The 12,970-nt window shown below is 42.4% G+C and carries 10 protein-coding genes; 9 read left to right on the forward strand and 1 reads right to left on the reverse strand.

Annotation, left to right across the window (positions count from 1 at the left end):
- Positions 1 to 249: 249 nt before the first annotated feature.
- Complete coding sequence (locus tag AC06MN_RS11865) at positions 250 to 975, reverse strand: DUF6261 family protein (protein WP_475672594.1); 726 nt, start codon at positions 973 to 975, stop codon at positions 250 to 252.
- A 507-nt stretch (positions 976 to 1,482) separates the two neighbouring features.
- On the opposite strand from AC06MN_RS11865, the gene AC06MN_RS11870 reads away from it, so the two are divergent.
- The 9 genes from AC06MN_RS11870 to AC06MN_RS11910 all read left to right on the forward strand — a co-directional run bounded on the left by AC06MN_RS11870 (position 1,483) and on the right by AC06MN_RS11910 (position 12,847).
- Positions 1,483 to 1,683 (forward strand): hypothetical protein, encoded by a 201-nt coding sequence (locus tag AC06MN_RS11870; RefSeq protein ID WP_475672595.1) that lies wholly within the window; start codon positions 1,483 to 1,485, stop codon positions 1,681 to 1,683.
- Positions 1,684 to 1,848: 165 nt separating this feature from the next.
- Positions 1,849 to 5,121, forward strand: coding sequence for a helicase-related protein (locus tag AC06MN_RS11875; RefSeq protein WP_475672596.1), 3,273 nt, complete (start codon positions 1,849 to 1,851; stop codon positions 5,119 to 5,121).
- Positions 5,118 to 5,795, forward strand: coding sequence for a DUF4391 domain-containing protein (locus AC06MN_RS11880; RefSeq protein ID WP_475672597.1), 678 nt, complete (start codon positions 5,118 to 5,120; stop codon positions 5,793 to 5,795). The genes AC06MN_RS11875 and AC06MN_RS11880 overlap by 4 nt, the downstream gene beginning before the upstream one ends.
- A 5-nt stretch (positions 5,796 to 5,800) precedes the next feature.
- On the forward strand, positions 5,801 to 7,771 hold the full coding sequence (locus tag AC06MN_RS11885; protein ID WP_475672598.1) for a site-specific DNA-methyltransferase: 1,971 nt from the start codon (positions 5,801 to 5,803) through the stop codon (positions 7,769 to 7,771).
- A gap of 62 nt (positions 7,772 to 7,833) precedes the next feature.
- Entirely contained in the window at positions 7,834 to 9,174 is a 1,341-nt protein-coding gene (locus AC06MN_RS11890; RefSeq protein ID WP_475672599.1) for an AAA family ATPase, read from the forward strand.
- Positions 9,175 to 9,180: 6 nt separating this feature from the next.
- Positions 9,181 to 9,831, forward strand: coding sequence for a hypothetical protein (locus AC06MN_RS11895; protein WP_475672600.1), 651 nt, complete (start codon positions 9,181 to 9,183; stop codon positions 9,829 to 9,831).
- An 18-nt stretch (positions 9,832 to 9,849) separates the two neighbouring features.
- Positions 9,850 to 10,809: an SIR2 family protein gene (locus tag AC06MN_RS11900; protein ID WP_475672601.1), complete on the forward strand. Its 960-nt coding sequence runs from the start codon at positions 9,850 to 9,852 to the stop codon at positions 10,807 to 10,809.
- Positions 10,791 to 12,476 (forward strand): ATP-binding protein, encoded by a 1,686-nt coding sequence (locus AC06MN_RS11905; protein ID WP_475672602.1) that lies wholly within the window; start codon positions 10,791 to 10,793, stop codon positions 12,474 to 12,476. Before AC06MN_RS11900 ends, AC06MN_RS11905 begins: the two co-directional genes overlap by 19 nt.
- A gap of 95 nt (positions 12,477 to 12,571) precedes the next feature.
- Entirely contained in the window at positions 12,572 to 12,847 is a 276-nt protein-coding gene (locus tag AC06MN_RS11910; RefSeq protein ID WP_475672603.1) for a hypothetical protein, read from the forward strand.
- Positions 12,848 to 12,970 lie beyond the last annotated feature (123 nt).

Raw genomic sequence — 12,970 nt, forward strand, 5'->3', positions numbered from 1 at the left:
AACTTATTCCATATTATGAACATAAAATATTGAAAAATAGTTAAATAATATGTAAATTATTGATTGCTGCCAATAATTGTATTATTTCTGCTAATTTTGCAAACGATAATCGAAGCGCAAATCAAAACGATTATCGAAACAAAAATCGCGGCATCGGCCTATAAACGGAGGCAAACCGTTAATTGCCAAGACCGACGCCACGACTATCGAGGCTTTTTTTAGGAAAAGGGTCGTTATCAGTTATTCTTTCTACGGATTCACTGATGACGATTCTTTTGTTTTGCGCTTGCGGCGGCGGCGCACCCTTTCGTTGCACTTGCTGACAAGCGCATCGACGAGTGTTGCAAATTCGCCGTAGGCGGCAGGCTGCACTTTGCTCATCGCCTCAAGATGAACAATCAGCCTTTCGTTGACGAGAGTCATGATTTCGTCTTTCAGGTCGGTGGCAATTTCGGATTTGTCGAGCAAGACAAGCTTCAGGTATTCCAAACGCTTGCCGACAAAATCCGTCTGTGCCGCCTGCAGCTCGGCCAGAACCTGTTCCAAGCCTGGCAAAGCCGCCACCGATGATGTCATTGATGGCTCGGCGAGACGGGTGAGCATGACGTTGATCAACGTAGTCCTGCTGCTTTGGTTACCTTCCGAAATCGACGGCAGGAAATCGTCGAGTATCGGTTTTACACAAGTCCATGCGGACTGAATGGTGCTGTCGGTCAAACGGTTGAAAGCCTTGGCGAGATTGGCAATTGCCACGATGCTGGTCTCACGGGCCGCTTCGTATTTCTCAAGACTGGCAATCGTTTTGTTGTGCTTCACAGCACCGTTAATACGTGTCGACAGGTCTTCCAGATCTGTCATTACGTTCTGAAGATAGGCATCCTTTTGGGTGCCATAGCCTTCGTAATAAAGGCTGCAAATATTAGAGGCGAGGTCAGCAATTTCAGCGACCCATACGCCATTTAATAACTTCTTCATTGTGTTCTTTTTTAGAATGAAATAAGTTAAACAATATGGCTTACCTCCGTTTATCTCTCTTTTCCTACAAGTCGGGTCGATAGGGCGGACCTGAGAAAATGATGTCAAGTTTTCGATTTGAGCGGAGAAAATATCCGCTTGGCTAAATTGCAAGGCAGGTTGGCGGAATCCGTTTCCGTTAGGCCAAAATGCATTGCAGATTGGCAGAATCTTTTTCGGCTTGGGCAAAATGCAAGGCAGAATGCCAGAATCCGTTTCGGTTTGGCCGAAATGCACCGCAGGTTGCCGGAATCCGTTTTGGCAGTCTACACATTGGTTTAATATGTCCAAGTTATGCTTCAACATTAACAGTAAGTTATCCAAAACAATTAGGATTAGTCTTATCCTTGGCTTTGGTTTAGCAAAAATACGGAGTTTTTGAGACATGAGCAAAAAACAGCAAAATTTTATCGTTTTTTATCAACAGGCAGTGTTGATAAGTTTTTGATCAGGTCAAAATTTTTATTTTTGCACATCGAACTTCCTAGACGGAATGCGCTGAGGATGTTCCATCTCATTCTGAGCGAACAGAACAAGAGACGCAAAATCATTTCCAAAAGGAAGAAACGTAAGTTGCAGGAAAACCAGGATGCTTCGACAGTGAAATTGACGGAGAATGTTGAGGAGAAAAAGGATGATAGGTTGGATGCTGGGATGGGAGAAGGGTGAGGGAATTTGTGATAAATAGCGACAAGCCTAAAAGATTTGGATCCGAAATATATGGAGGTTCTTGTTTTTTAACTTAGATTTGAGATTGAGATGATTTTTTCCAAGAAAATATGTAGTTTTGCACCTTATTATTAGGTACGGTATTTTTTCTAAAGGAAGTGGATAATGGAACTGCCAAAACAATTCGACAATATTACGTCAAGGGTAATTGATGACTTAAAAGTCACTTTGCGTAAAGGCTCTAAGGTTTCAATGGCTGCGGCATCTTTTTCGATATATGCTTTCGAGGCATTACAGAAAGAGTTGGAGCAGATTGACGAATTGCGGTTTATCTTTACATCTCCGACATTCAACAAGGAAAAATCAAGAAAACAAAAACGGGAGTTCTACATCCCGAAACTCAACCGTGAGCGTACCCTTTATGGCTCTGACTTTGAAATCAAGCTGCGGAACAAGCTCAGCCAGAGAGCCATTGCCAAGGAATGTGCAGAATGGATTCGCCGGAAGGTACGTTTCAAGACGAATGTCTCGCAGCTGAACATGCCGGGCTTCTTCACGGTAAAAAATGAGGATGAGCTTTCTGCATACATGCCTTTCAATGAGTTCACCACTACTGAACTTGGCTGTGAGCGTGGCAATAACATCTTCCAACTGATTCAGAAATTGCCGACGCCAAATTCTGTTGCATACTTGAAGAACTTCAACGATTTCTGGCAAGATGGCGAAAACTTCGCTGACGTTACCGATGCCATCATTGAAAACATCGAGAACGTTTATCGCGAAAACGCGCCTGATTTCATTTATTTCGTCACCCTCTACAATATCTTCAATGAGTTCCTCGAAGATATTTCCGAGGACGTGCTGCCCAACGAGGCTACAGGCTTCAAGTCGTCGCAAATTTGGAACAAACTCTATAATTTCCAGAAAGATGCTGCGCTTGCCATCATCAATAAGCTGGAAACATACAATGGCTGTATTCTTGCCGATTCCGTCGGTCTCGGTAAGACGTTCACCGCCATTTCGGTCATCAAGTACTATGAGAACCGCAACAAGTCGGTCCTCGTACTTTGCCCGAAAAAACTGTATGAAAACTGGAACACATACAAGAGCAATTATAAGAACAATCCGTTTGAAAAAGACCGTCTTCGCTATGATGTGTTGTTCCATTCGGACCTCAGCCGCGAAAAAGGCAAGTCAAACGGCATCGACTTGGCTTTGCTCAATTGGGGAAACTACGATTTGATTGTCATTGACGAGTCGCATAATTTCCGCAACGGTGGCAAGATTACCACGGATGAGGAAGACGAAAACCCGAAGGAGAACCGCTATCTTCGCCTCATGAACAAAGTCATCCGCGCTGGCGTAAAGACAAAAGTGCTTATGCTTTCTGCCACACCCGTCAACAACCGCTTCAACGACCTGAAGAATCAGTTGCAGCTGGCTTACGAAGGCGACCAGACACAGATTAACGACAAACTCGATACCGAACGCCCTATCGAAGAAATATTCCGAACGGCTCAGGGCCAATACAACCAGTGGTCGAAGTTGCCTGAGCAAGAGCGCACTACGGAAAGGCTGCTCGACATGCTGTCGTTCGATTTCTTCCAAGTGCTCGATGCCGTTACCATTGCCCGGTCCAGAAAGCATATCGAAAAATATTACGACACAAAAGATATCGGCAAGTTTCCGACAAGACTAAAACCCGTTTCAAAGCGTCCGCATCTCACCGACTTGAAAGATTCGGAAACCGTAACCTACAAGGACATTTCGGAACATCTGTACATGATGAACCTCGGTGTTTATGCGCCTTCCGACTACATCCTGCCATCCATGCGCTACAAGTATGACTTGGACAAGGAGGGCGAACATAAAAACATTGGCATGTCGGGGCGCGAAAAGGGTCTGAAAAAACTGATGGCCATCAATCTGCTCAAACGTCTGGAATCGTCGGTGAACTCTTTCCGTCTGACATTGGAACGGGTCAAGAGTCAGATTGATGAAACATTGGAGGCCATCAATAAATATCTCGAAACCCGTCTGGACATCCGCCTTGAAGTCACCTCGATGGAAGGGATGTTCGACGGTGAAGATGCCGAAAACGATTTCCTTGTCGGTGGCAAAAAGTCGAAGGTGGCACTTGCCGACATGGATTGCCTTTCATGGAAACGCGACCTTATTGCCGACCAGGAAATCTTCGATTTGCTTCTGTTCATGCTGAAGGACATCACGCCTGAGCATGACAGCAAACTGCAGATGCTTGTCGAAAACCTTCGGGAGAAGTTCAGTCATCCCATCAATGGCGAGAATAAGAAAGTGCTGGTTTTTACCGCTTTTTCTGATACGGCCGAATATCTTTACGAGAATCTGGCTCCCGCCATTGCATCACGGCATGGACTTCATACCGGTCTCGTCACGGGCGATGCCGTCCGTACCACTGTCAGCAAAGTGGGTGCCGACTTCAATGGCATCCTTACGCTGTTTTCGCCCATATCCAAGGAGAAAGACAAACTGCTGCCTGATGTGAATGAAGATATAGATGTGCTTATCGCGACGGACTGCATCTCTGAGGGCCAGAACCTTCAGGACTGCGACTACCTCATCAACTACGACATCCACTGGAATCCCGTCCGCATCATTCAGCGTTTTGGCCGTGTGGACCGCATCGGTTCGCGCAACGATGTCATTCAGCTGGTCAACTACTGGCCCGACATCGAACTCGACGATTATCTCAAGCTGAAAGGCCGCGTGGAAGCACGTATGGCTGGAATGGACATTACAAGCGCCGGTGGGGGCAATGTGCTGCTCAGCAACGAAGAACAGGCCGACCTCGACTACCGTAAGCGTCAGTTGCAGCGGCTTCAGGAAGAAGTCGTCGACCTTGAAGACATGAATGTCGGCATCAACATCATGGACTTGGGCCTGAACGAGTTCCGCCTCGACCTTTTGGCCTACATGAAGGATAACCCCGACATAGAACACACTCCGTTTGGAATGAGTGCCGTGGTTCCGGCATCCGCCAATGCCCAGCCAGGGGTTGTTTTCATACTGAAAAACCGTAACAACGCCATAAACATTGGCCGGCAGAATCTGCTGCATCCGTTCTACATGGTTTATCTCAGCCATGACGGCGACATCATCTTGAATCACCTTGCCCCAAAACGCCTGCTCGATGTCATGCGGTCGGCATGCAAGGATAAGACGGAGCCTGTCGTGGAGCTGTGCCGCCAATTCAATCGTGAAACGGCCGACGGCAAGTCGATGGACCATTACAGCGAATTGCTCCAAAAGGCTGTCACCAGCATTGTCAGGCAAAAGAAGGAGTCTGACATCGAAAGCCTGTTTTCCTGTGGTGAAACGACGGCACTTGTCGGCGACATTGCCGGGCTTGACGACTTCGAACTGATTTGTTTTCTGGTAATCAAACAGCCTCAGCCATGAACAACCTGCTCAACTACCCCGCAAGCTGCATGGTGGACAGCATTGTGCCAAAGGAAAAGTTCTACCGGTTCATGGAAGTGAATGCTGCCATGAAAAAACGTTTCGTCAATGATGTGGCAAGCATCACTTGGCTTTACAAGCTTTCGTCCCAGACACTCAATGTGACCGGTTCCGACGACATGCCGGAGATTGAGGTGTTTGTGGCCACGCTCAAAGGCCCTGACTGCCCGCCCGATCTTTTCTCCTTCATCGATGGCAACATGCCACATCACATTGTCTTCATCCTTACATACGAAGACAGTGCCATGTTTCTTGTCAACTACAAGGAATGGACGGACAGCACGCACACCAAATTCAGAATCATACAGACATTCACCTCGCCGTGGATGCCCATCGGAGCCCTCAGACTGCCAGTGCAAGGCCAGTCGCTGAATCGCATTTATGAAAACTTCGTGGCGAGTGTCAGCGGCATCGGCGAGCACAAAGCCGGTGCGATGGCTGAAATCGTCGCTCTCAAACAGCGCATCGCGAAAATGGAAACGGAAATAGGCAAGCTTGAGGCAAAAGTAAGAATGGAAGCACAGTTCAGCATACAGATGGAAATGAACAAGCAAGTCAAAGCAAAGCGCAAAGAACTTGCCGACCTCAAAGAAGAATTAGATAAATTGAAATGACAGATATGGAACATTTAGATATGACAACACCCGACGGAGCCCAGCTCAATCTCGACGCATTGTACAGGATTTGCCCGTCGTGCTTTACCGAAACCGCATCGGAGGATGGCAGCGTGAAACGTGCCGTCGATTGGAACAAGCTGCGTACGCTTTTGGGCGACAATGCCGTGGAGGATGCCCCCGAAGCCTACGATTTCACTTGGGTAGGCAAACGTGCCGCCCAGCGCGAGGCGGCTGCGCCTATCATAAAGACACTTCGCCCCTGCCCTGAGGAATCTGTTGATTGGGAGAACACGCAAAACCTTTACATCGAGGGCGACAACCTCGAAGTGCTGAAACTGCTCCAGAACTCCTACATGGGCAAAGTGAAGATGATTTACATCGACCCACCTTACAACACGGGCAACGATTTCGTCTATCACGACGACTTTGCCGTCTCAGCCAAGGAATACGATGAGCACAACCTCAACGAAGAAGGCGAACGCTTCCGCAAGAACACCGATTCTAACGGACGCTTCCATTCTGATTGGTGCTCGATGATGTATTCGCGTTTGATGGTGGCAAGATCTCTTTTAACTGAAGATGGAGTGATTTTTATGTCGATTGATGACAACGAGTTGGACAACCTAAAGAAAATCGCCGACGAGATTTTTGGTCCTTATAATTTTATTGATGTTTATAATTGGGCAAAAACAGAGACACCTGAAAATTTGTCTATTAAATGTCGTCAGATTATAGAATATGTTCTTTGTTATCAAAGAAATAAAGATTCATTTAGGTTTAGAGGCGTTCAAAAATTTTCTTCAAGTTCCAACGGTCTGTTAAACCAACCAAATGCAGTAGGTACTCTTGAGTTCCCTGCTAATGTCGTAACAACCAACATTCCTAATGGACATATTAAATCAGGAATGTACGGTACGGATAAATATGATGTTGAACTATTGGATGATGTTGATGTAAAGAACGGATTATTTGTTAATAAGTTCCGTTTGAGAGCTAAGTTCAAATGGCAACAGTCGTATCTGGACAATGAAATTCAGAACGGAACAACTATCAGTATTCCTACTATGAAGTTTAGCCCTTCATATGAAAAGAAGGAATACGCACCTGAAGTTCCTACCAACTTGATTAACAGCAAGGTAGGAGTGGAAACAAATGAAAATTCAGGAGAATATCAGCTTCAGTTGTTTGATAAAAAAGTATTTAATTTCCCCAAGCCAACATCTTTAATGCAATATCTCTTTGGTTTTAAGGATGATGTTAATGAGTCATATATCGTGATGGACTTTTTCTCTGGTTCTGCAAGTACAGCAGATGCGGTGATGAGAATGAACATAAATCGAGATGCTCAAATTAAATATATTCTTGTTCAACTTCAAGAGGACTTGGACATTGCAAAAAAAGATGCGACGAGTTCTAGTCAGAAAGAAATACTTGAAAATGCAATTTCTTTATGTAATGAAATGAATGTTCCTCACGTTCTTACAGAAGTTGCTAAAGAGAGAATTCGTAGAGCTGGGAAAAAAATCAAATTGGAAAAAGAATCAGTTGATTCAGGTTTCCGTGTGTTCAAGTGCGACACTTCCAACATGAAGGATGTGTATTTTTCGCCCAAGGAATACAGCCAAGACCTTTTGTCGGAGTTGGAGGACAACATCAAGGACGACCGCACCGACTTGGATCTTCTTTTTGATTGTATGCTTCGCTGGGGCGTGGAGCTTTCGCTTCCGCTCGCATCAACAAAAGTTGGCGCCTGCACCATTCACAATGTCAACGACGGCGACCTTGTGGCATGCTTCGACGGCAAGATAAGCGAGGAAGTCATCGATGCCATTGCCGCAATGAAGCCTTTGCGCGTGGTGTTCCGCGACAGCAGCTTCACCGAAGCCGCACAGAAAATGAACCTCTTCGAGCTATTCAAGCAGAAATGCGGCTGGAGCGAGGGGGAGGTTAGGAATAATGTTAGGGTGATATAAAAAGAACGCAATATAATAATATTCGGATCGTTAAAAGACTATTAATTAAATTATTAAAGAATATGCAGAAACTTCAAATACACAATTTCCGACAGATTGACGATGCCACTATAGAGGTGACAAAGTATCTGTTATTAATAGGGGAACAAGCAAGTGGGAAAAGCACAATTGCTAAACTATTATATTTTTTCAAATCGCTTCCGCAAGATTGTTTGGCAATTTTATATAGTTCACAAAATGAAAATCTCTCTCAGCTTAAGAAACTGTTTATCAGAAAGATTCATGATAAGTTCAATCAATATTTTGGCATGACGGGAAGACTGTCAGACGACTTCTACATCAAATACTATTATGATGTTGATACAGGAGCGTATATACTCTTAAATAAAAAGCGGAATCTCAATATTACATTTGATAATGATTATTGGCATCGGATATCGAATGACACAAAAAACTGCGTTGAGCAAATCCAACGTTCAGAACTTCCTTCTAATAGTAATAGTTTTGCAATTCAAGAGAGACGTAAAAATTCAGTTTTACAACAGCTAAGAGTATTGACAAGTCGGTTGTTTTTTGATTCAAATGAATGTATGTTCTTTCCTGCAGGGCGTAATATCACCGTTTCCTATCCTGAACAATTTCAATATCTTTTTTATGGGGTTATTGATAAACCTATTGACGACAAACGCCATGAGTCTAATACCATTGACCTCACATTAATGAAAGAGTTTGTCGGTTATTCAAAATTGCTGATTGACCACTTTGCTGTCCAACCTCAATTTATTGATCAAACAACACCGATGGGTAAAGTGCTCGCTGGCAAAGTGGCGGAGATACTTCATGGGACATACAATAATGACTCTGGTTTTGAAAAGATACGATATGAGGGAGACGAATACATTCCTCTTAAATTATCATCATCTGGTCAACAGGAATCAATCCGCATAATCCAAGACCTGATATATATATGGAGTCAGAAAATACAAGCTTCAAGAATTGTTGAAGAGTCAGAGACTCATCTATATCCAGTTGCTCAAAAACTGCTGGTCGATTTGATGGTTTTGGTTGCTAATAAAGTTAAAGGACAAATAATCCTTACTACACACAGTCCATTTATTCTTTCTGCATTCAACAACTTGTTGTTTTACAATAAGGTTCTTTCATCCGACATGCAAAAGGCTCAGGAAATTGCCAAACATTTTGGAGTAGAAAGTCTGAATGGGACAGATGAAAGGCTTGATGTTTCGCCAGCCGATTTCCGTGCATACGCTCTAAAGCCTGGCTGTGGAGAATATTGTAAGTCGATTTTTGATAAAGAGACCCAACTGATTGGCGAAAACTATATTGATGAGGCTACCGAAAGCATTTATGCCGACTTCGACTTCTTGTACAACTTAATTTGATGAACCATGAGCAATAGAACCGATTTTGCTGATTATATTGTTCAGTGGGCGGAGAAAGATCCTCAACGTATTGACCTTGGTACAGAGGAAATGTATGCCTATGAAATAAAGGATGGCAAGAATACCCATACGTCATTTACTGATGATGTCAGGTTGAAAGATCAATCGTTTACGCTGATAAATCAGGAGCCGCCTTTAGTAGTTACCCACATTTGTGTGGATGGTGGACTTATTGAATATGGTAAGGAAGACTATGTCGGTGACGGAATACGTAGGGGTAGAAATGATTGTATTTTGATTACTGACGATCAGTTGCTTTTTATTGAACTGAAAACAGATTCCACGACGGAACAGGATAAAAGGATATGGCAGAATTTCAATGAAGGAGCTAAACAGATAAAAGATTTCTATATTGTTTTTCGTGATTTTTTGGCGGAACAAGGTCGTCCATTAAGCGGCTTTTTCCCATTGCTGAATTCCAATGTTCATGCGTTTGTTTGTATTGATCCTTATCCAAAATTGACAAAAGGCCCCGGAAAAATACCTATGACCAATCGTCAAAATGAGTTAGAGGCATTCCGTGTAGAAACTGGAGGCCTGAAAGTGTACCCTTTGACTTCATACAAAGTAGGTTCAGAGGTGTCTTGGTTGTCGTGATTTTATATGTTGTAAGATATGGAATACGAAGAAATTTGTGAAAAAATACAGGGGTATTTATCTGACCCGCCTTTAATCGTTTGGGGATCAGGAGCTACAATAGGATTTGGATTGCCAAGCATGGGTAGCCTTTTGAATGACCTTAAAGCAAAAGGGTTGTTGGAGCCAGATGCTGGTGATGACTTAGAGAAAGAATTGGGAAGAGAGGTCTATGAAAGTCGAATTGATAATATACGAAAACTCATAAAGGAAAAAGTCAGTGAAGCAAACAACTCGGCATGTGAATCATTGTTGACAAATGCATCTCCTTTTGAAGGCATCAGACTTTTGACAAAGCTATGTGTTGGAACAGATGTGAAGAAAATGGATGTGGTTTCAACCAACTACGATCTAATTTTAGAAAACGTTTGGGGGTACTATGACTATCAATATACCGATGGTTTCCAACAAGATTTGAACCTGTACCATGGTGATAATTTTAAGGAAAAGAACACCATCAATTTATATAAAGTTCATGGTTCCATCAATTGGTACAAAATCGGTAATACAAATCGTAAGTGTTCCAAAAACATTGATGGCACTCCAGTTATAATTCCACCTGGAAAAAGAAAGTACGAGTGGACATACGATAGCCCATATCGGGAATTGATTCAACTCTCAGATAAAGCCATTGAAAGCCACAAATCTTTTTTAGTGATTGGTTTCGGATTTAATGACCATCACTTAACAACTAAAATCCGGGAAAATTCTGAAAATGGGAAACCTATTGTAGTTGTTACAAAAAATATTACATCTACTACCCAAAAAGAATTGTCAAATGCAAAGAAGAAAATTTACGTGGAGGAAGACCCTATGGACAGTAGGAAGACGCTTTTTACCATTATTGAAAAAGGCAAAATTCTTGCCAAACAATCAATTGATGGAACATTATGGAAACTTGAAAATTTTATGAAAATATTATGTCCGACAGATTATTAATAGGTAAAGTCCAGTATGTGGATACTGGCAATGTCACTATCACTATCAGTGATGATTCTCTGGTAAATAGCATTCAAGTGAATCAAATTGTTGAAATTGATTCATCTAAAACTGGTGAAAAAATCATAGGTTTGATTTCTAAGATTCTTAGGAAATCTTTATTCTCTGAAGAATATGATGCTGAGGAGATTTGCCTCACAGAGAACTCGGTGCGAGTAAATTTGGTGGGAACTTTCAAAGATAAAGATGGCACTCGTGAAAATGTTTTCAAGAGGACATTAAATACTGTTCCCAGCTTGGAGGCAGATTGTTATCTGCTTTGTGGCGAAGCCTTGTCAAAATTCATGAAATCCATATCTTCGGGAAGCAAAACGCCATTGTGTATAGGCAAATATTCAATGTCTGAAGATTCGGAAGCAAATCTGGATGGCAACAAATTCCTTCAGCGCCATGCAGTAATTGTAGGGGGTACAGGCTCTGGAAAATCATGGACTGTCGCAAATATAATAGAGAAGGCTGCAAAACTCAAATCTGCGAATATTGTCTTATTTGATATTCATGGAGAGTATTCTCCTTTGGACAACCTTGATAATGTAAAACTAATAAAGGTTGCAGGGCCAGGTGATAGTATTGACGATGATAAAACACTTTTCTTGCCCTATTGGTTGCTGTCTTATGAAGAGATGACGGCAATGCTCCTTGATCGTTCTGACCAAAATGCGCCAAATCAATCAAGACTGTTGTTTGAGTCGGTCATGGAACAAAAGCTGAAAACAGTTCAGGAAAACAAAGATACGGTAACCGAATCAAACCTTACTATAGAGAGTCCTATTCCATACGACATCAAATCTGTTCTTGGAAAACTGAAAAGCAAAGATGCGGAAATAGTTCCTGGTGCAAAGGCAGGGACAACAAAAGCAGGGGACTACAATGGTAAACTAACAAGATTTATTCAGAGACTTGAAACCAAGATTTCGGATAAAAGACTCAATTTCATGTTCAACGATAATATTGAATTGCAAAAGTATGACTGGCTGGCCAAACTTATAGAAAAGCTCATGGGTTTTGGTGCTATGAAAGGAGTTAAGATTGTTGATTTTTCAGAAGTTCCTTCTGATATTCTTTCTGTTGTCACTGGACTTGTAGGCAGATTGATTTTTACTGTCCAACAGTGGACGAAGGCTGAAGACAGACATCCTATAGCAATCTTTTGCGATGAAGCACATTTATATTTGCCAGCTTCGGTTGATGACAATGTATCGGCAAGGGGTGTGAAAAACTTTGAGCGCATCGCAAAAGAAGGCAGAAAATATGGAGTCGCATTGGTTGTAATTAGTCAAAGACCATCGGATGTTAGTAAGACTATTCTCAGCCAGTGCGGTAATTTTATCGCAATGAGACTGACAAACCCCGAAGATCAGAATGTTATCAAAAGACTCTTCCCTGATAATCTTTGCGATTTTGCTGAGATGTTACCTATACTAGATGTTGGCGAATGCTTGGTTGTTGGTGATGCATCTTTATTGCCAAGTAGAGTCATTGTTCACAAGCCTGAAATTAAGCCTAAGAGTTCAACTGTTGACTTTTGGGACAAGTGGTCGGAGGATAAAACCTCTACGTCATGGGCAGATGCTGTCGCTGCTCTTAGACATCAACAGAAAGTTTAATAAATATTATAGGGGACAAACATTCTAAAATCATAATTCCTATCTGGATGCAGTATAACAGAATATATAATGTGAGTCGAATAATAAGAATGTTTATGAGTGCCATGAATTGTATAAAGTATGAGCTTGGAGAGAAGCGGGATAACTTGTTTGGAAAAGATGCCTCTTTTAATAGTGCAAGCTCTAACGCTAATAGTGCAAGCTCTGATGCTAATAGTGCAAGCTCGATTAAGAAAAGAATGAAAAAAGAGGAACTGTATGAATTGATAAAGGATGTTTGCCAAGATTGGGTTTCTCTTGTGGAAATTGTTGCAAAAGTTGGGAAAAGTAATTCGTATCTGAGAAATATTGTTATTCCTAGTACTTTGTAATATCTAAATATTGCATAAAACAAAGAATAATCGTATCTTTGCCGCGTCACATACAACACGATACGATTATGCCTATCCAGAAGTACGAGGTAAGTCTGTCTGCAACGGAGCGCAAGCAACTTA

It is taken from the genome of Candidatus Limimorpha sp. (assembly GCF_056203535.1).

Coding starts and splice junctions, on each gene's coding strand:
- AC06MN_RS11865 (WP_475672594.1), bottom strand. CDS start 975: ATGAAGAAGTTATTAAATGGCGTATGGGTCGCTGAAATTGCTGACCTC.
- AC06MN_RS11875 (WP_475672596.1), top strand. CDS start 1,849: ATGGAACTGCCAAAACAATTCGACAATATTACGTCAAGGGTAATTGAT.
- AC06MN_RS11880 (WP_475672597.1), top strand. CDS start 5,118: ATGAACAACCTGCTCAACTACCCCGCAAGCTGCATGGTGGACAGCATT.
- AC06MN_RS11885 (WP_475672598.1), top strand. CDS start 5,801: ATGGAACATTTAGATATGACAACACCCGACGGAGCCCAGCTCAATCTC.
- AC06MN_RS11890 (WP_475672599.1), top strand. CDS start 7,834: ATGCAGAAACTTCAAATACACAATTTCCGACAGATTGACGATGCCACT.
- AC06MN_RS11895 (WP_475672600.1), top strand. CDS start 9,181: ATGAGCAATAGAACCGATTTTGCTGATTATATTGTTCAGTGGGCGGAG.
- AC06MN_RS11900 (WP_475672601.1), top strand. CDS start 9,850: ATGGAATACGAAGAAATTTGTGAAAAAATACAGGGGTATTTATCTGAC.
- AC06MN_RS11905 (WP_475672602.1), top strand. CDS start 10,791: ATGTCCGACAGATTATTAATAGGTAAAGTCCAGTATGTGGATACTGGC.
- AC06MN_RS11910 (WP_475672603.1), top strand. CDS start 12,572: ATGAGTGCCATGAATTGTATAAAGTATGAGCTTGGAGAGAAGCGGGAT.